Below are 19459 nucleotides of genomic sequence, written 5' to 3' on the forward strand. Positions count from 1 at the left end.
GACGAGTTGGGGCATCCAGCTGTCGGTTGCCCAGTCGGGGTCGGTGACGTCCCACTCGTCCTTCTTGAAGTACCAGCCGGAGTCCACGGCCTCGTAGGGCCAGTGGTGTGCGGCGGCGTAGTCGACGTACGCCTTCTGTGCGTCGAGGCTCTGGCCCGCCGTGCGGCCGCCGGCCAGCCAGGTCCACAGTACGGTGCCGGGGCGGATCCAGGAGGTGTCGCGGACCTTGGAGGCGGGGGCGAGGTCGTCGGTGAAGGTGGACCGGGTGACGGTGGCGAGATCGCCGGTGATCATCGCCCGCCAGGGGGTGGTGAGGGCGCCGTCGGTGTGGACGCGGTCGTCGGCGAGCTGGACGCGGTAGGTGCCGGTGCCCTGGGTGTGCGCGAGCCGGGCGCCGGAGTAGGTGCCGGTGAGGTCGGACTCGGCGAGCAGGGTGTAGCCGCCCGGCGTGGTGAAGAGGGCCTGGTCGGAGTAGGCGCCGGTGGGGGCGGTCGCGGCGGTGTACTGGGTGAACTGGCCCTCGTTGTCGACCCGGTAGGTGCTCAGCCAGGCGCCCGCGTCCGGGGGCAGGTCGAAGGCGGAGGTCTCGCCGAGGACGTCGCCGTACCCGGTGGGCAGGACGTACCGGTAGGCGACGCCGTCGGCGGAGGCGCGGACGACGAGGTCGAGGCGGGCCCCGGCGGCGGTGGCGAAGGAGAACCGGGTCTCGTTCATGTGCACCCTGCGGTCCAGGCGCTTGCCGGACTTCGCCCGGTAGTGCTCGTCGACCGTGCGGTCCGTGCGATGCAGGAACCGCAGCCCCTGGGAGAAGTCGGCCTGTTCGGTGACGATGCCGACGGGCGACGGCTCGATGACGGTACGGCCGTCCCGGGTGACCGTGAGGCTGAGGGTGCCGGTGGTGTCGTCGAGGGATATCCGGGCGCGGGGTGCGTGGGCCGCCTCGGACACGGTCCAGGCGTGGGAGCGCTGTGCGGCACGGGCGGTGGGCGCGGTGGTGAGGAGGGTGGCCGCGAGTCCGGCGCAGAGCGCGGCGACCACGGTTCTTCTGAGGGGAACGACGGGAGCGACGGGAACAGCCATGGGAACCCTTTTCTTCCGGTCGGTGGTTACGGCAGTCCCCACGCCGCGCCCGGTTCGCCGACGGCGACGGGGGCGATGACGAGGTCGGGGCGGGCGCCGGAGTACACGAGGACCTCGCGGCCGCGGGGCAGGTCGACGGCGAGGGTGCCGTCGCCGAGGTCGTGGGTGCGGGCCGGGGCGCCGTCGTCGAGGAGGGCGGTGAGGGGGCCGGTCAGGCCGTGGCGGAGCTTGAGGGGTTCGCCCGCCAGGCTGCGGATCCGGATGAACCGCGTCCGACCCGCCTTGCGGACGGCGCTGACCAGGAAGGCGCCCTGGGTGCGGAAGTTGTGCAGGGTGAGGTCCGCCCAGTCGGTCGGCACGGCCGGGAAGACCCGGATGATCCCGCCCCAGCTCTGGCAGAACATGTCGTGCAGGGACTGCGAGGCGGACAGCGGGGTCTCGATGACCGGACCGGCTTCGGTGTAGTGGGTGTTGGCGCGGCAGGGGTAGCGGGTCGTCGGGTCGAAGAACTTGCGCAGATAGCCGATCGCGGTGTCGCCGTCACCGGTCATGGCGTAGATCGAGGCCGCGCCGGTGTAGCTGTAGCCGCGGTGGGCGCCGGTGAGCGCGTGCCAGCGGACCACCGACTTGGTGATCAGGTCGCGGTTCTCGGGCTGGTCCCAGGTGACGAGGTGGAGCGGGTAGACCATCAGCAGGTGGGAGTAGTGCCGGTGGGACTGCGCGTACGGGGTGTCGGCGCCGATCATGAAGCCGTTATCGTCGACCGGGTACGGCGTGAGTTTGGCCAGCACCTCCCGCCAGCGGGGCGCCAGCTCGTCGTCGACACCGAGGAGTTCCGCGGATTCGAGGAGCGTCTGGCAGCCCCACCGGATCAGGGCCAGGTCGTAGTTGGTGTCCTGCGGCGGGACGACCGGGTACTCGGGCGACAGGGTGCTCGGGAGGTGCAGCCGGCCGTCACTGCCCGGGGTGAGGAAGTGCAGGTAGTAGTTGATCGCACGGCGCAGTACCGGGTAGATCGTGTCGCGCAGCAGGGACCGGTCCATGGAGTGGCGGTAGGACAGCCAGACGTTGTGCAGTGCCCAGGTGAGGTCGCCGGTCTCGGCGCCGGTGCCGGGCTCGCCCACCTCGCGGTTCGCGAACATGTCGGAGCTGCGGCCGATGCCGGAGCTGTCCGCACGGTAGGCGGCGGGCACGTTGGCGGTGAGCTGTTCCTGGTTCTGGCGCAGGGTGGTGGCGAGGGCGTCGAGTTCCGGGTGGTTGAAGGCATGGATCAGCCAGTACTCGAGCTGGACGTTGAGGTTCCACCAGACGGCGGGCCAGGGAGTGGGTTCCAGCCAGGGTCCGGAGGTGGCCATCACGGGTCCGTCGGCGCGGCTGGCGCAGGCGACCTTGTAGAGCTGGATCCAGTGGAAGCTCTGCAGCCGCTGGTCCGGGAACGACACGAAGCTCTTCTGGTAGAAGGCGTGCCACCAGCGGGTGTGCCGGCCCCGGAGGTCGGCGTACGACCGGGCGCGGCGCAGGTTGCGCCGGGAGTCGGTCTCGGCCGCGGTGTCCGAGGGGAAGCTGTGGCCGACGCTCAGCAGCAGTTCGTCGCCGCTGCGGCGGTAGGAGGTGGCCGTCTGGCCGCCGCCGGTGAGCGGTTGCAGGACCTGCTGGGTGCCGTCGGCCGTGGTCCGGGTGGTCCAGGGCGGGTTGGCGGTGTAGCCGGCGGGTGGCGCCTCCTGGATCCTGCGGGGGCTGACGGCCTCCTCGGGATGGAAGGTCCAGGTGGCCCGTTCGCCGCCGTGCGCGGTGGCCCGGACGGCCAGCACCTCGTCGTGGACGAGCGCGGCGAGGGTGAGGGTGCCCGCGGTGGTGGTGACGGTGCCGGTGAGTTCGGCGTTCCACAGGCTGAGCCGCCAGTCGACGGCCGTGATGGTGCCGGCGGGTTCGAGGGTGAGGTGGCCGACCGGGAGGCGGGCGGTGCCCCAGCCGCTGCCGAACTGCGGCCGGTGGTCCTGGACCCTGCCGTGCTGCACGGTGAAGCGGACCTGGTTGGCGCCCGGTTCCTGGCAGATCATGCTTCCGAGCAGTCCGTCACCGAGGAACGGCGCCTCGTACCAGAGGGTGGGCAGTCTTCTCCACAGCAGGTCCTGGCCGCGCAGGAACCGGTCCCAGGCGCCGTCGGTGGTCATGGTGTCGCGGAGTTTCCAGGGGTGTACGGCCCGCGCGGGGGCCGGTTCCGCCGGGGCCGCGTGGGCGGGGCCGGGCAGGGCCGCGGCCGCCGCCGTGCCGACCGCGGTGCCGAGCACGGCTCTGCGGGGCACCGGTGAACGTTTCTCCGGCTGTGAGGTCATCATCGTCCTTCAGAGCTGACGGATCATCGATACATCGGGTGTATGGCGAACCTAGGGACCCGAGGTACACCTGTCAACAACCCCAACAGTGCGCCGATCACCTGGAGTTTCGCTCTGAATACCGGCTTGAACTGAGGGTTCATATCAATAACTCTGACTCAACTCCTTGACTCATCCGATGTATTGAGGTTGCCTGCGTTCGTGCTTCCGACCATGCGCAGAGGAACGACCACCGCCTTGCTCGCGGCGCTCACGGCCGCACTCACCGTCGCCCTCCCGCCGCTTCGGGCGAGCGCGGACCCACCCCCCCACCACCGCGCGGCCCGTTGGACCGGGACCTGGGAGGCCGCCGCCTCCGGCACCGTCGCCGAACTGCCCGGTCAGTCGGTGCGCGACGTCATCCACACCAGCGTCGGCGGCCGCGCGGCCCGGATCCGGATCTCCAACCGGCTGGGCACGGCCCCGCTGGTCCTGGGCGGCGTGAGCGTCGCCGTCCAGGTGGCGGGCGCGCCCAGGAGTGCCGCCGCCGTGCCGGGTTCGGTGCGTACCGTCACCTTCCACGGTGCCGCGACCACCGAGATACCGGCGGGCCACGACGCGGTGGGCGACCCGGTGCCCCTACGGGTGCCGGCCGGCGCCAATCTCCTGGTCAGCCTGTACACACCCGGCGACTCGGGCCCGGCGACGTACCATCGCTCCGCGCTCCAGACGTCGTTCATCGCCCCGGACGGGAACCACACGGGCGACGAGGGCGGCACGGCGTACACCACCACGACGGGCTCCTGGTACTACCTGACCGGCGTCGACGTGCTCGGCGCGCCCGCCGTGGGCAGCGTGGTCGCGCTGGGCGACTCCATCACCGACGGCTCCGGCTCGACGTCGAACGCCAACCACCGCTGGCCCGACCGGCTCGCCGACCGGCTGCGCGCCCAGCCCCCGCGTGGCCGGCTCGGCGTGCTCAACGCCGGCATCGCGGGCAACCGGATCCTCCTGGACGGCACGGGTCCGAGCGCCCTGTCCCGGCTGGACGCCGACGTGTTCTCCCGCAGCGGGGTGCGGGCGCTGGTCGTCATGGAGGGCGTCAACGACATCAAGGGCAGCCCCAACCAGACGGATCCGGCCGCCTTCGGGGACGCGTACCGCGAACTCGCGGCGCGGGCGCACGCACACGGCATCCGGGTGATCGGCGCCACGATCACCCCGTACGGCGGCAACGGCGGCTGGACCGCGGCCCGCGAGGCGGTACGGCAGGCCGTCAACGACCTGATCCGGCACGGCGGGATCTTCGACGCGGTGGCCGACTTCGACGCCGTCGTCCGCGACCCCGCCGCACCCGACCGGATCCTGCCGGCCTACGACTCCGGGGACCACCTGCACTTCGACGACACGGGGCTGCAGGCGATGGCCGACTCCGTCGACCTCGCCTCCCTCACCGGAGAGAACGGCCCCTGAACCACCGGGCCCCGGCCTCCGCCGCCGGCCGGGTGGCCGTCAGCCCTTGCGCCACTTCTGGTTGGGGGTGCCGGCGCATTTCCACAGCTGGAGCTTGGTGCCGCTCGCGGTGCCGTTGTCGATGGCGTCGACGCACTTGTCGGCGAGCGCGCTGACCAGGTCGCCGTGTGCGCTCAGGTAGAACAACTGGGCCCGGTTCCCACTGCACTTGGCGACCTGGATCGCCGTGCCGTCGGCGGTGTTCGCCCAGGCCAGGTCCATGCACAGGCCGAGCGAGCGAATGGTGCCGTCCGACTGGAAGACCCACTTCTGGCGGGCGGCACCCGAGCACGTCGCGATCTGCAGCCGGGTGCCGTCGCCGCCCGCGTTGGTGACGTCGATGCAGCGGCCGGAGCCCGTGCCGATCAGTGCCACACCGGGGACGGTGGTGGTCTTGGTGGTGCCGCCGCCCGACGAGGAGTTGCCGGAGGAGGAGCTCCCGCCCGTGGCGGACGTGGAACCGCCGGACTTCGAACCGGACGAGCCGGAAGAACCCGCAGAACCTGAAGAGCCCGAGGAACCGCTCGAACCGGACGTGCCGGAACCGGAGTTCGAACCCGAGGCGACCGACCCGCCGCCGGACTGCTGCCCGGCCGAACCGGCGCCGCCACCCGTTCCGCCCCCGGAGCCGGAGCCTCCGGAGGTGGTCTTCGCCGGCTTGTGGGAGGGGCTGTGGGTCGGCGAGGGTGACGCGGCCGGGGACTGCGAGGTCGCGGACAGCGTGGTCGGCTCGCCCGCCGCCACCACCGCGGCCGGCGTCGTGCCCGGATCGGGGAAGAGGTCGACCCGGCTCAACAGCGGTACGGCCAGGGAGACGACGACGGTCAGGGCGGCCGCACCGCCGACGGTCGCCCATACCCGCGCGCCCGGCACCAGCCCGCGGCGGGGCAGGGCGGGACGGCGGGCGAAGGTGTCGCTGAAACGTCCCGTCGGACTGCCGGGCCGTTCGGGCCGGGGTTTGCGAAGGGGCGGCACGTCGTCTCCTGAAGGTGTGGTGAAGGTCTCGGAACGCCCGGAACGGGCTGAACACAGGAACAGTAACCAAGGGCGGCCGCGGATCCGGACGCTCGTGCACGAAGATCCGGCCGAACGTCACCTTGCGTCCATCTATGGGGAGTTGGCTGTGACGAATCTGTTGAACCGCTGATCGGCACCGGCTTCGGGTACTGCAGGTTCTCGCGCTAGCGTTCGCCCTTGACACGTTTCACAGTGACACTCAGCAACACCGCACGACAGCAGCACCCGACACCGGAAGGCGGAGGCCGTGAGCCTCATCGACCATGACCGCGCCGACGGCGCGGACCGGACGCTCGGCCTCCTTCTCGCGGAGCGCGACAGTCTGCGCCGCTTCGTGACCGGCATGATGGGGCGCGACCCCCATGGCGCGGAGGACGTCGTCCAGGAAACCCTGTTGCGCGCCTGGCAGTCGGCGGCTCGGCTGGACTGGCGGGACCGGCCCATCCGCATGTGGCTGTTCCGGGTGGCCCGCAACCTGGTGGTCGACAGCCTGCGCCGGGACCGCACCGTCCCGGTCGGCATCACGGCGGCGGATTTCGGTGCCGCCGGACCCGCGCCCGTCCCGGACCACGCCGAACAGGTCGGTGACCGCCGGGTGCTGGTCTCCGCGCTGCGCACCCTCGCTCCCGCGCACCGCGAGGCCGTCGCCCGGATCCATCTGCTGGGGCAGTCGGGCGACGACGTGGCCCGCCTGCTCGGGCTGCCGCCGGGGACCGTCAAATCCCGGACGCACCACGGCATGCGCGCGCTGCGCGCCACCCTCGAGTCCCATGGCCCGCACACGACCGGAACCGAGAACCGCCGGGGAGACACGCTCCGGAGAGAGACCCACCGGAGAGAGACCCACCGGGGAGAGACACGATGACCTCCGACACCATCACCACTCTGCTCGGCCTCGTCGGCGTGCTGGTCCTCGTCCTCGCCGTCACCCACTGGCTGGTGCGGCGCGGCGGCGGCTGGAAGGCCCTGTGGCACCGGCTCGGCCGGGAGATCACCCTCACCGTGCGGGCCTTCACCGGCCCCGTGCGCACGGAACTGCGCTACCGGCGGGGTCTGCGTCTGCTGGTACGGCTGCTGCGCGACACGGCCGTGTGGGGCGACGCCGAGCGGGCCACGGCCCTGGCGGCGGCCGTCCGGCCCGGGATCCGTCCCTACGGCGTGCTGGCCGGGCCCGAGTGGCTGGCCGTGCTGGTCACGGCGGACGGCGACGCGCTGCGCGAGCCACCGGAGCCCTGGGCCGCCGACGAGACCGACCCCCGCCTGTGGTGGATCGACCGCGCCGACCTGGCCGAGGCGCCCGAGGGGTCCGCCGTACCGCTGCTGGTGTGCGTGGGGCACGACCTGGGGCACGCCGTGCTGCTCGACGTGCGTTCGGGACCGCCCGCCCTCTCGGTGTACGGCCCGCCGCGCGCCACCCGTGCGGCACGCGCCGTGCTCCAGGCGCTGACCGCCCAGCTGGACGCCCGGCTGCCGGAGGGCCGGGTCGCCGTCGCCAGCGGGGTGCACCCGAGGTTCCCGGGAGTGCCGGCCGCGGCGGCCGTCGGGCAGCCCGGCATCGAGGTCGCGGTCTGCGCCGACCCGCTGGAGCGGCCGCTGCCGTCCGGGGTCCGGCTGCTGAGCCTCGGCGTCGCCCGGGGCCGGACCCGGCTCCTCGAGGTCACGCCGGACGCGGTGCTCACGGTGCACGGCGTCCCCGCCGCCGCCCGCGTCGACACCCTGCCTCTGTCGCGGGCCGTGGCCCGGACCCTGGCCGCGCTCCCGCCCTGTCCCCACCAGCCGGACGAGGAGGCAGTGCGGCCCGTGGACATCGCCGCCACCGCCGATCCGGACCTGCTGCCGGACGAACCGGACCTGGCCGCGGGCGCGCCGCCCGCGGCCGGGCCGACCGGGGTCTCCGCCACCCGGCCGGTCCGGGAACCCGAGCCCGTCACCGCGCCGGTACCCGCCGGGGCCCTGCCCGTCGAGAGCGACGACGACTTCGCGGAGCCCAGCGCCTCAGGTGCGGCGGGTGTCTCCGCGGCCTCGCCGCCGGGGCTGTGACGACCGCCGCACCCGCCCACCTCCCTTCCTCGCACTTCTTCGACATTCCCCGCGTTTTCTCGCCTTTCCTCGCACGAACGACCGTCGGCTGGGAGCCGTGAACCTCACCATCACCACCGTGGACGCCACGGACGGACAGCGCCGCGACCACCAGGTCCGGCTGCCCTCGAACGCCACCGTCGGCGACCTCGCCGCCGCCCTGACCGAGGACGAGGCCGCCGCCACCGGCGGCGCGGACTGGGCCGCGGCCGGCGCGCCACGCGCCCGCAACCTCTACGCCGGGGACCGGCGGCTGGAACCCGCGGCGCCGGTGTCCGGCAGCGGGATCCGCGACGGCGGACTGCTCGGGCTCGGCGGCCCGGCCCGCCCGGCGGATCTGGTCCGGGTCCATGACGACGACGGGGACGGGGTGCTCGCCGAGGTGCACGTCGTCTCCGGACCCGGCGCCGGGCGCACCTGGCGGCTCGGGCCCGGCAGCCACGAGATCGGCACCGACCCGCTGTGCGCCCTCAGGCTGGACGCCGGTGCCGGGGTGCCCGAGTCCGGGCTGTGGGTGACGGTCAGCGCGGACGGCACCGCGGCCTGGCACCGCACCGACGACGACCCCGGCGCCACCGTCCGGGCCCGGCTCGCCGCGCCGCCGCCCGACGACGCCATCACCCAGCTGCGCCGGCCCCGACCCCAGCCGCCGCGGGAACGCCCGGCAGGTCCCGGCCCGGTGGCGTGGCCGGCCGGCGAGGACCTGACGGTCGGTCCGGTGCTGCTGCGGATGAGCGCGCCGGTCGAGGCGGACGCCGCCGTCACCCCGTCCGCCGACGGCTACGGCGTGGACTACAACCGGCCGCCGCGGATCGCCCCGCACCTGGACGCCGAGCGGGTGCGGCTGCCGCAGCCGCCGTCACCGCCGCAGAAGCGGCCGTTCCCGACCGTGATGATGATCTCCCCGATCGTCCTGGGTCTGTTCATGGTCAGCATCTTCAAGTCGTACTACTTCCTGGTCTTCCTGTTCCTCAGCCCGATGATGATGCTGTCGAACTGGGCGACCGGGCGCCGGGCGGCCCGCAAGCAGTTCCTGGAGTCGGAGGCGGCCTACGAACGGCGCCGGGACGTGCTGGAGGAGCAGGTCCGGGACGCGGTGACGGGCGAGCGCCGGGTCCGGGACAAGACCGGTCCCGACCCCGCGGCGGTGGCCCTGATCGCGACCGGTCCCGGCGGCCGGCTGTGGGAGCGGCGCCGCCGCGACCCCGACCATCTGGTGCTGCGCCTGGGCACGGTGGACCAGCCGTCGGTACGGGAGCTGGAGGACCCGGCACGCGACGAGAACCACCGCTCGATCCGCTGGAACATCCCCGACACGCCGATCGGCGTGGACATCGCCGCACACGGTGTCGTGGGCATCGCCGGCCCGGCCGCCGAGGTACAGCCGCTGGCGCGCTGGCTGGTGACGCAGGCCGCCGTCCTGCACAGCCCGCGCGACCTGCGGGTGGTGATCCTGACCGAGCCCGACCGGGTCGCGGACTGGGCGTGGACCCGCTGGCTGCCGCATCTGCGGCCGGGCACGGCGGGCGGTCCCGTGGTGCTGGTCGGCAACGACCCCGAGTCCACCTCGGCCCGGATCAGCGAGCTGGTCTCCCAGGTGCAGTCGCGCCGCCGGCAGGCCGGCAACGACCGTGACGTGGTCTTCACCGACCCCGACGTGCTGGTGGTCGCGGACGGCGCCCGCCGGCTGCGCGACGTGCCCGGCATGGTGCAGGTGCTGACCGAGGGACCGCGGGTGCGGATCTTCAGCGTGTGCCTGGACGAGCAGGAGCGGCTGCTGCCCGAGGAGAGCACCGGGGTCGTCCTCGCGGCCGACGGCCGCCTGACCGTGCGGCGCCCCGGCGCTCCCGACCTGCCGGCCGTGCGCGCCGACCGGGTCTCGGCCGAGTGGTGCGAGCAACTGGCCCGCGCCGTGGCCCCGATCCGCGACGTCAGCCCCGAGCACGACGCCGGACTCCCCCAGCGGGTCCGGCTCCTGGACCTGCTGGAGCAGGAACCGCCCAACGCCGAGGCCCTGCTGGAGCGCTGGCAGCGTGAGCCCGCCAGTACCTCCTTCCTCATCGGTACCGGCTTCGACGGGCCGCTCTCCCTGGACCTGGTGCAGGACGGACCGCACGGCCTGGTCGCAGGTACGACGGGATCCGGCAAGTCCGAGCTGCTGCAGACGTTCGTGGCCTCGCTGGCCGCCGTGAACCGGCCCGACGAACTCACCTTCGTGCTGGTCGACTACAAGGGCGGCAGCGCCTTCAAGGAGTGCGCCGGCCTGCCGCACACCCTCGGCATGGTCACCGACCTCGACGCCCACCTGGTGGAGCGGGCCCTGGAGTCGCTCGGCGCCGAACTGCGCCGCCGTGAACAGGTGCTGGCCGCGGCCGACGCCAAGGACCACCCCGAGTACCGGGCCAAGCGGGCGGCCGATCCCTCCCTGGCCCCGCTGCCCCGGCTGCTGCTGGTCATCGACGAGTTCGCCACCCTGGTCCGTGAAGTCCCCGACTTCGTACCGGGGTTGATCAGCATCGCGCAGCGCGGCCGGTCGCTGGGCATCCACCTGATCCTGGCCACCCAGCGCCCGGCGGGCGTGGTCACCGGTGACATCCGGGCCAACACCAACCTGCGGATCGCCCTGCGGGTCACGGACATGACCGAGAGCCAGGACATCATCGACGTCAAGGACGCCGTCGACATCTCCTCCGGCACTCCCGGCCGGGCCCTGGTCCGGCGCGGGCCCAAGCAGGCCGACCCGTTCCAGACCGCCTGGGTGGGCGCGGAGCGGCCCCGCCGGGCCACGGCCGCCGCCGAACCGGAGGCCGGCCCGCGCAAGCCGGTGCGCTCGGTGGACGTCGGCTGGGACGCGCTCGGCCGTCCCGCCGAACTGCCCGCCGACCCGCGGACGGTGACCGTCGCGTCCGCGCAGGGTCCGGCCCCCACCGATCTCCAGGCCCTGGTCGAGGAGATCCGCGGCGCCGCCGACCTGCTCGACGACTTCACCCCGCAGCCCAGCCCGTGGCTGCCCCCGCTGCGGCGCGAACTCACCCTGGACGACCTGGACGAACTCGGTGCCACCCGGGAGGGCCGGCTGGTGGTCCCGTACGCCCTGGAGGACGTGCCGCAGCTCCAGCAGCGCCGGGTGGCCGTCGCCGACCTGGCCACCTTCGGGCACCTGTACGTCATCGGCGCCCCGCGCTCCGGCCGTACCCAGGTGCTGCGGACCATCGCCGGTTCCGCAGCCCGCGCGACCGGCGTCGCCGACGTGCACATCTACGGCATCGACGCGGGCGGCGGCGGTCTCACCGCGCTCGGTGCGCTGCCGCACTGCGGAGGTGTGGTCTCCCGGCACGACCTGGAACGGCTGGGCCGGCTGCTGCGCCGGCTGAACCGGGAGCTGACCGAACGCCAGGACCTGGCGCAGACCCACAGCGCGACCGGCATCGGTGAGCTGCGCAAGCTGCTGCCGAAGGCCCAGCGGCCCGCGCACATCCTGCTGTTCATCGACGGCTGGGACTCGCTGTCGGTCCTCATCGACGAGCACGACCACGGCCAGCTGGTGCAGGAGGTGACCCGGCTCATCCGCGAGGGCGCGGCCGCCGGCATCCATGTCATCGCCTCGTCCGAACGCTCCCTGCTGGGCGGCCGGATGGCCGCGCACAACGACCACAAGCTGCTGCTGCGGCAGGGCGACCGCAGTGACTACCAGGCCGTGGGCATGATGCCGAACAAGATCCCCGCCGACATCCCGCCCGGCCGGGGCTGGCACGTCCTGAGCGGCACCGAGACCCAGGTGGCGCTGCTGACCGCGGGCGGCGGCACCGAGCAGGCCGAGGCGTTGCGCACCATCGGCGAGAGAGCCCGGGCGCGGGACGCCCAGGTCCCCGAGGTCCGGCGGCCCTTCCAGGTCGCGGTGCTGCCGCGCACGGTGGAGTTCGCCGACGCCTACCAGAAGGTCGCCGACACGGACCGGCGGCCGATGTGGGGACTGCTGGGTGTCGGCGGCGACGAGGGCGGCGCGGTCGGCACGGACCTCGCGGGCTCCGCGTCGGCGTTCGGGGTGTTCGGTCCGGCCGGGTCCGGCCGCAGCAACGCGCTCGCGTCGATCGCCGTGTCGCTGCTGGCCGGTGGCACCTCACTGGTGGTCCTCACCCCGCGCGAGTCGCCGCTGCGCGCCCTGGAGCGGCACGCCACGGCCACCGTGCTCACCGAGAACGACCCGTCCGCCGACACCGTGCGGACGGCCCTCGACGCGCTGCCCGGGCCGCGCGTCGTCATGATCGACGACGCTGATCTGCTCACCGGTTCGGCGGCCGACAAGCTCCTCAAGGAGATCGCCGTCTCGGGCCGGGACCAGGGTCTCGGACTGGTCTACGCGGCCTCGGCGGAGGGCTTCCAGAGCGGGATGAGCGGCTGGACGCTCGCGGCCCGGCGGGCGCGGCGCGGACTGCTGCTGGCGCCGAAGAACCTCACCGAGGGCGACCTGGTCGGCGTCCGGCTGATGCCCAGTGTGGTGCGGGCCTCGACGCACCCGGGCCGAGCGTGGACGGCGGGTCCCGGGGGCGGGCTGCTCGCCCTCCAGGTGCCGCTCACCCCGCTGCGGGCCTGACCCGCGAACGCGCGAGGGGCCTTCCCGGCGAGTCCGGGAAGGCCCCTCGCGCGTGGCCGCGGGCTACGAGTTGTTCTGGAGGCTGCTGCTGATGCCCTGGTCGAACTGGATCGCGTTCTCCTTGATGCCGTTGAACATCTCCGAGAAGTCGTTGATGCCCTTCACGGCGGCCAGCAGGCTGGTGTCGAAGTTGTTGTACGTGGTCCGGATGACCTCGCTGGACTGCTGGAAGACCATGCCGTCGTCGACGAGGGTGTTGACCCGGTTGCGCAGGTTGCTGAGCACCGGCAGCAGGTTCTCGTGGGCGTCGTGCAGCAGGCTCACGACCTCCTCGATCTTGTGGTAGTCGAGGTTGATGCCGTTGTAGCTGGCCATGGGGTTCCTGTCCGTTCCTGTCGGTCTCGATGCGGTTGTCGGGTGGTCACCAGGCGGCAGGCGTGGAGTTGTACGGGTCGTCCCCGCCGCCGTCGTCCTCGGTGGTGCCGCCCACCTGCTGCCAGTCCGGCTGGTTGCCGGCGGCGTCCTTGCGGCCGCGGGTGTACTCGGTCCGGTCGCCGTCACTGCCGGTGGTGACCATGGTGCCGCTGCCGTCGGAGTTGAGGTTGGTCTCCGAGTGGACGGTGCTGCCGTCCGGGTAGGAGGTGTCGGTGGTGTAGTGGTTGCCGTCGCTGGAGTAGTTGGTCACCGACGTGTAGGTCTTGCCGTCGTAGGTGACGGTGGACTCCTCCTTGATCACATGGCGCTGGTCGTCCAGGGTGAGATGGGTGTGGACGCTGCCGCGCTCGGTGTTGATCGTCTGGTCCAGCGGCGGGTCGCCGGGGTCGGTGGCGGAGCAGAAGTCCGGCATCGTGCCGTCCGGTCCCGGCACGCACTGGTCGAGATGGGACTGCTTGTAGTCCCACAGGTCCTTGTCCCGGAAGTAGTTCCGCAGACCCAGGTTGCTGCCCGTGATCCCCATGCCCTGGGCCAGTTCGGAGTCGAACGACAGGAATGCCTCACCCACCGAACCGAAGGCGCCCGCGAGCTCCTTGAGGCCCTTGTCGGCGTGGGACATGGTGCTGCTGGCGTTGGAGTAGAAGCCCGCGAGCGCGTCGGCGAGGCTCTGGTCGCCCAGGACCGTCAGGGCCTCGCCGGAGGTGTATCCGTCGTAGTCCGTCTGGCCCAGCCGGGAGAACGTGCTGTTGTCGAGGAGCGGACCGATGTCGCCGGCCAGGTTCTCCAGGTCCCGTTTGGCGTCGTTGAGGACGTTGTATTCGATTTTCAGGTGATCGGCCATGCGTGGCCCTCCCAGTCGGCTCCGGTCAGTTGGACCACGCCGCACCCGCCCCGCCGGTTCACCCCGGGCCACGGCTGTAACCCAGATCACGTGAACCGCAGTGGGCACTGTGGCGTGGTCAGTTGGGGAGTGACCGCCCCGAAGGACGCAGGATCCGGGAGGAACTTCGTATGCCACGCCCGACCGACTGGAACGCGATCGGGCTCGACGGCGACCCCACCCCCGGAGACCCCGACCAGATCCGGACGCTGGCCACCGAGCTGAACAACCTGGGATCCGAGGCCCGGCGCATCAGCACGGCGATCGACGCGGTCATGAACACCGCGGGGGACAGCGTGTTCGTCGGCGAGGCCGCCGACGCCCTGCGCGGCAAGGTCAACGACCGGCTGCGCGGGCACGTGGAGGACGTGGCGCAGTCCTTCGAGACCGCGGCGACCGCGCTGACCACCTGGGCGGACAAGCTCGTCGACCTGCAGTCGCGCGCCGACGGCGCGCTCAACTCGGGCCGGGGACTGTCCGAGGACGACCCGAACCGCGACACCTACGCCTCGACGGCCCGGCAGGCCGGTACCGAGCACGGTGAGGGGGCCGCCGCGGCGGCGGGCAGCATCCAGGGTGTCTCCGACATCCAGCTGCCGATCTCCAAGTGCCAGCTCTTCTGGGAGGCGTTCCAGTGGCTGGCGATCATCCTGATCGTGCCCGCGCTGATCTTCGGCGGGCCGATCGCGCTGCTCGCCCTCGGGGTCAACCTGACCCTGTTCATCAAGACGATCGTCGACTTCGCCAACGGCGACGCGAGTTTCCTCGACCTCTTCCTGGCGGGCCTCGGCATCCTCGCGCCCACCACCAAGGCGCTGCCGATCTTCCAGATCATCAAGAGCGTCGGTACGACCGCCTTCGCCAAGGGCTTCGCCAACATCGCCCGGGGCACCTTCCAGGCGCTGCGCAACCTGTTCACCAACGGGTTCCGGCCCACCACCCTGCTGCTCGGCCTGAAGGACCTGGTGCGGCTCGGCAGCACGTGGGTCTACAAGGGCGGCCTGTGGGTGCTGGACGGCATCCACAACCTGCCCAACGTCATCGGTCGCGGCGTCAACTCCCTGAGCCTGACGGTCGTGCAGGGGTTCAGGGCGATCCCGGGGTTCGTGCGCGGCCTGCCCGAGACGCTCTCCCGGGGCTGGCAGGCGACGAAGTCCTGGGTGGGCCAGGAGTTCGGCGGCACCAAGTGGCTGCGGATCTTCCTGCCGGTGGACGCGGCGGAGATCGGCGAGTACGGCTTCGCGCGTGCCCTGCGGATCAGCCTCTTCGACCGCGGTGTGCTCGGACAGCACGTCTTCGGCGCCCCGATCACGGGCGCCGTCGGCCGCACGATCAGCTCGGTCCCGGTCGACCCGCGTACCGTCGACGCCCTGGTCGACATGCCGCGCATCCAGCTGAACGAGGTGCGGTTCGGGGCGGGGGCCGGGCAGAACGCGCTGCGCAACCTCGACCTCCACCTTCCCAGCACGCATCTGGACGTCACCTCGACGCTGCGGCCGCCGTCCCTGAACCTGGGTGACGTGGGCGCCATCGCGCACCGCGGCAACTTCGGCGTGCACGCGGCGCGCACGGTGGACGCGCTGGTCGACATGCCCCATGTGCAGCTCGGCGGCGTCCATGTGGAGAACTTCGGTGCGCTGGGCGGCCGTTCGGAGCTCGGAGTGAGCGTCGGCGCCACGCCGACCGTCACCACGGCTTCCGGCCTGCACGTACCCGCGTCGGCCGGTGTCCCCGGCGCCGCGCACGGCGTCACCAACACCCCTGCGGCAGCCGTCTCCGGCGGCGCCCACACCACGCTCACCGGACTGCATCCGACACCCGCGAACCTGACGTCCAGCGCGGACGTGCTGCTGCCGGGCGGGGCGCACGGCAGCACACACACGCCGGGCACCTCGGTCCTGACCGGCACCCACGCCACGCCGCCCCCGGTCGCCGGCACGCTGGGCGACCTGTCCACGCCGGGCACCCCGGTCACCGGCACCGTCCACACCACGCTGACCGGCACCGGCGCCCCGGGGGTGAACGCCGCCCACACCGCGCTGAACTCGACGCCGACGCCGGTGGCCCCGCACCAGACGACCGCGCCGAACAGCCTGCTCACCGGGCCGACGACGGTCGCCCACCCCGCCCCGGGCGGGCTCGGGCACGCGGTACCGAACGGTGTCGACGCCCACACGTCGGCGTTCGACCTGCTCGCGGGCGGCCACCGGAACACCCCGAACACCCCCGTGGCCCCCGGTACCGGCGGCACCCTCGCCGACCGGACCACCAGCGCCCTGTCGGCCAACCAGACCCGGATCCACCTCGACGAACTCGTGCACAGCCCCGGCTCCCCGCACCCCGGCACCGCGCCGGAGCACCTGCCGCCCCGCTCACCGGCCACGACACCGGGCACCCCGGAGAGGCTGACCACGAACCCGGCCACCCCGGACCGGCTCACGCCGAACCCCACCACCCCGGACCGGCTGACCACGAGCCCCACCGCACCGGACCGGCTCACGGTGAACACGACGGCACCGGACCGGCTCACGGTGACGACGCCCACGACACCGGACCGGCTCCCCGTCACTCCCGCCACGCACGACCCGGCCGCCCCGGCCCCTGCCGGCGGCTCCGGCCGCCCGGGCGCGGGCGGCGGCGACGGTCGCTCGGCCCTCGACCTCGTCGACACCGGCCGCAGCGCCCGCGGCGGCGACACCCCGGCGCTCGCCGGTGCGCCCGCCCACACCGACGCCGACAAGGGCCTGGCCGGCTCGTCCTCCGGCGCCGCCGGGCACGCCCCGGAGCACCCGCCGGCGCAGGGTGCCGCCACCTCGTCCGACAGGTACAAGCTGCACGTCGACGAGTCCGCCCTCGGCCCCGTCCGCAACGACGTCGACGGGGTCAAGGTCGTCACCGACCGCACGAGCGCCCCCTACCTGAGGGGTGCGCAGGTCGACTTCGTGGACTCCGTCGACAGGCCGCGCTTCACGATCGACACGCCGTCCGGCGCCGGCCCCCACGGCGACGCCTTCACCGACCCCTTCGACGACCTCCTCAAGGAGCCCGACGTCGTCAGGATCCCGGGCGACCACCAACTCGCCGTCAGGGCACCGCGCATGGGAACGCCCGAACTCCACGGCGGCGCGGTCGGGTCGGGCCTGTACACCGTGGAGAAGCAGGGCACGGGCTTCGTCGTACGGCAGCTGGACGCCGTCGGCGGCACCGTCGTGCACAGCTGGACCTTCAAGCGGCTGGGCGGCATCCGGCTCGCCGAGGAGACCGTACGGTTCGGCGACGGCCCGTTCGGCGGTGTGAGCGTCAAGGTCGCGGGCAAGTCGGTCGGCTCCGTGCAGGACGGCGCGGGCACCTGGCCGGCGAAGCTGAACGGCGAGCACGAGATCGTCGTCGCCTCGGGCACCGGCAACCACGTGTACAGCCGCGCCACCGGCGAGCTGCTGCACTCCACCACTTCGGCGGTCCCCCTGCCGGCGCGCCCGGCCGAGCTCACCGGGGCGGCCGCGGACAGCTGGGAGGCCGCCGCCCGCGGTCACATGGGCAAGGCCGCGGCCGACAACGAGGTCAAGCTGTTCATGCAGGGCGTCATCGGCGGCGCCTTCACCTCGAAGAAGGGATACGGCGGCTTCGTCAACCCGAGCGCCCTGGAGGCGAACCCGGGCCTGGTCGGCAAGGTCAAGCAGTTCAACAAGGTCGCCGGGGACCTGATGTTCGAGGGCCCCAACCAGCGGATGACCGTATGGCGGGGCGTGTCCATGGACCCGCGGGCCGCGCAGGCCGACGCGTTCGTGGAGCGGCTGCCCGCATCGACCTCCAACAACCGCGCCTTCCAGGCGGAGTGGGCGAAGAACGGCGTCAACAGCAACCGCGTCGTCTTCGAGATCGACGTACCCGCCGACCACGGCAAGCTGGCCATGGCCTACCCGCCCGGCTACACCAAGGCCGCCGACGACGCCCTCGCGCTCAACCAGGACCAGTGGGAGGTCACCCTTTCGCCGACCGAACTGGTGCGGACCGGACCGGCGCGGGTCGAGGACGGCATCACGGTCATTCCGGTGCGCGCCGAACAGATCCCGGACGACCAGCTCGCGAAGCTCATCGAGCAGAAGTGGGACGGGCTGGCGTCGGGCGAGGCGTTCGAGGACTTCGGCCGCGCCTTCGGACAGGACGCGGTGCGCCGCTGGGAAGGCCTCGCAGACGCGGTCGTACGGGAGGGCGGCGACGGCCCGCACGTGAAGACGTTCACCGTCGGCCGGCCCGGCTACGCGGACGAGATGACCATCACCGTCACCCACAAGGTGGACGACAACGCGGTCTCCGTCTCGATCACCGGCGGCGACCGCGCCTTCAGCAGGGAGTGGAGCGGCACCGGCTTCAACGACCTCGCCGCCGACCTGCGCGGCCACGTCCTGCACAACAACGAACTGCTCAGCTCCCTGCCGACGCCCGCGTCCTGGGGCAGGGAACTGCCGAGCCCGGCCCACCCCACCACCCACACGGACACGACCGTCCCGAGCCCGACCCGGGGCACGTCCGGCACGGAGACGGCCCTGCCGGGAACCGCCCGCACCGGCTCCGGCACGGAGACGGCCGTACCGGGCACGGCGCACGGGATCCCCGACACCACGCCCGCACCGCGTCCGGACGCCCCGCGTGCCGGTGGCGGCCAGGAGCTGCCGGGGCGGGGGACGCGGCTCACGCCGGCCCAGATCGAGGAGGCCTGGTTCCGGGACGGGCAGCGCGTCGACGCGCTGTTCGGCCACGCGGACGATCCGCTGCGGCAGGCCCGTCGCGACGCGTGGCGGGACTACGTCCAGGCGCGGTACGACCTCGGCCGGGCCGAGGACCTGCTGCCGCACAACGGCCACGCGGGCAGCTCCAACGGCCCCACGGCCGCCGAGATCAACGCCCGTGGGAAGGTCGACGCCGCCCGGCAGCAGTTCGACGCCACCCGCAGCAGGCTGTCCGAACTCGACGTCAACCCGGTGCGGATGGAGGCCGACCTCTCCGCCCTGCGACAGCTCAGTCTGAAGGAGCGGCCCCGCGCGCTCGGCGGCACGGCCCTGCCCGCCGACGACGCCACTCCCCCGCTCGCCCACTCCGCTCCGACCCTCCACAGCGAGACGCAGGCGGCCACCTCCGTGACGCCTCGGCAGCGGCTGGCCGACATCCTCGGCGACCACGCCGAAGCCCAACGCGGCGTGCACCAGGCCGAGAGCAACCTCGCCAACGCGACCGCCAAGCAGCGGCCGGCCGCGGAGACCGCGCTGGCCAAGGCGAACGAGGAGGCGACCCAGGTCACGATCCGCCTGGACGACGCCATGACGCAGGCCCTGGACGAAGGTGGGCTCTCCCAGCGCGACCTCAACCTGCTGGTCGACCAGTTCGCGGGTGCCGGTGACATCCAGCGGGCCCTGCGGTTCCAGGAACACGCGCTGAGTCTGGACGCCCAGGCGCGCACCGCCGTTGCGGAGTTGCTGCGCCGGGCCGGGGTGCCGCGCAGTTCGCTGCGCGCCGTCGGGGTCGGCACGCCGGGGATCGTCGAGGCGG

The 19459-nt window shown here is 72.9% G+C and carries 10 protein-coding genes; 5 read left to right on the plus strand and 5 right to left on the minus strand.

The genetic code is table 11. The features are described from left to right. Window positions 1-1080: glycoside hydrolase family 97 N-terminal domain-containing protein (locus tag ABZ646_RS18805; RefSeq protein WP_360519869.1), on the minus strand; the 1080-nt coding region annotated here is incomplete at its 3' end. Window positions 1081-1106: 26 nt separating this feature from the next. Next, entirely contained in the window at window positions 1107-3416 is a 2310-nt protein-coding gene (locus ABZ646_RS18810) for a Tat pathway signal sequence domain protein (RefSeq protein WP_360519885.1), read from the minus strand. Between the two features lie 213 nt (window positions 3417-3629). Between ABZ646_RS18810 and ABZ646_RS18815 the strand changes: the two genes are divergently transcribed. Continuing rightward, entirely contained in the window at window positions 3630-4868 is a 1239-nt protein-coding gene (locus tag ABZ646_RS18815; RefSeq protein ID WP_360519871.1) for an SGNH/GDSL hydrolase family protein, read from the plus strand. Between the two features lie 39 nt (window positions 4869-4907). On the opposite strand, the gene ABZ646_RS18820 is transcribed toward ABZ646_RS18815, so the two are convergent. Then, complete coding sequence (locus ABZ646_RS18820; protein ID WP_360519873.1) at window positions 4908-5882, minus strand: RICIN domain-containing protein; 975 nt, start codon at window positions 5880-5882, stop codon at window positions 4908-4910. Window positions 5883-6171: 289 nt separating this feature from the next. On the opposite strand from ABZ646_RS18820, the gene ABZ646_RS18825 reads away from it, so the two are divergent. From ABZ646_RS18825 to ABZ646_RS18835, 3 genes are all read left to right on the plus strand, one after another. Next, window positions 6172-6789 (plus strand): sigma-70 family RNA polymerase sigma factor, encoded by a 618-nt coding sequence (locus ABZ646_RS18825; protein ID WP_360519875.1) that lies wholly within the window; start codon window positions 6172-6174, stop codon window positions 6787-6789. Then, window positions 6786-7964, plus strand: a complete 1179-nt coding sequence (locus ABZ646_RS18830) for a hypothetical protein (RefSeq protein WP_360519877.1) — start codon at window positions 6786-6788, stop codon at window positions 7962-7964. Before ABZ646_RS18825 ends, ABZ646_RS18830 begins: the two co-directional genes overlap by 4 nt. A 97-nt stretch (window positions 7965-8061) precedes the next feature. Further along, the gene (locus ABZ646_RS18835; protein WP_360519879.1) at window positions 8062-12597 is read left to right on the plus strand and encodes an FtsK/SpoIIIE domain-containing protein; all 4536 of its coding nucleotides are present in this window, start codon (window positions 8062-8064) and stop codon (window positions 12595-12597) included. Between the two features lie 63 nt (window positions 12598-12660). Here the strand turns inward: ABZ646_RS18835 and ABZ646_RS18840 are convergent, their stop codons facing one another. Both ABZ646_RS18840 and ABZ646_RS18845 read right to left on the minus strand, forming a co-directional pair. Further along, complete coding sequence (locus tag ABZ646_RS18840; protein WP_046730425.1) at window positions 12661-12972, minus strand: hypothetical protein; 312 nt, start codon at window positions 12970-12972, stop codon at window positions 12661-12663. 46 nt (window positions 12973-13018) lie between these two features. Further along, window positions 13019-13873 carry a hypothetical protein gene (locus ABZ646_RS18845; protein WP_360519881.1) on the minus strand — a complete coding sequence of 285 codons (855 nt, stop codon included), beginning with the start codon at window positions 13871-13873 and terminating at the stop codon, window positions 13019-13021. Between the two features lie 170 nt (window positions 13874-14043). On the opposite strand from ABZ646_RS18845, the gene ABZ646_RS18850 reads away from it, so the two are divergent. Next, the coding region (locus ABZ646_RS18850) for a hypothetical protein (protein ID WP_360519883.1) at window positions 14044-19459 on the plus strand (5416 nt) is incomplete at its 3' end.

The sequence above is a fragment of the Streptomyces sp. NPDC007162 genome, from assembly GCF_040634175.1.
In the GTDB taxonomy this organism is placed as follows: Bacteria; Actinomycetota; Actinomycetes; order Streptomycetales; family Streptomycetaceae; genus Streptomyces.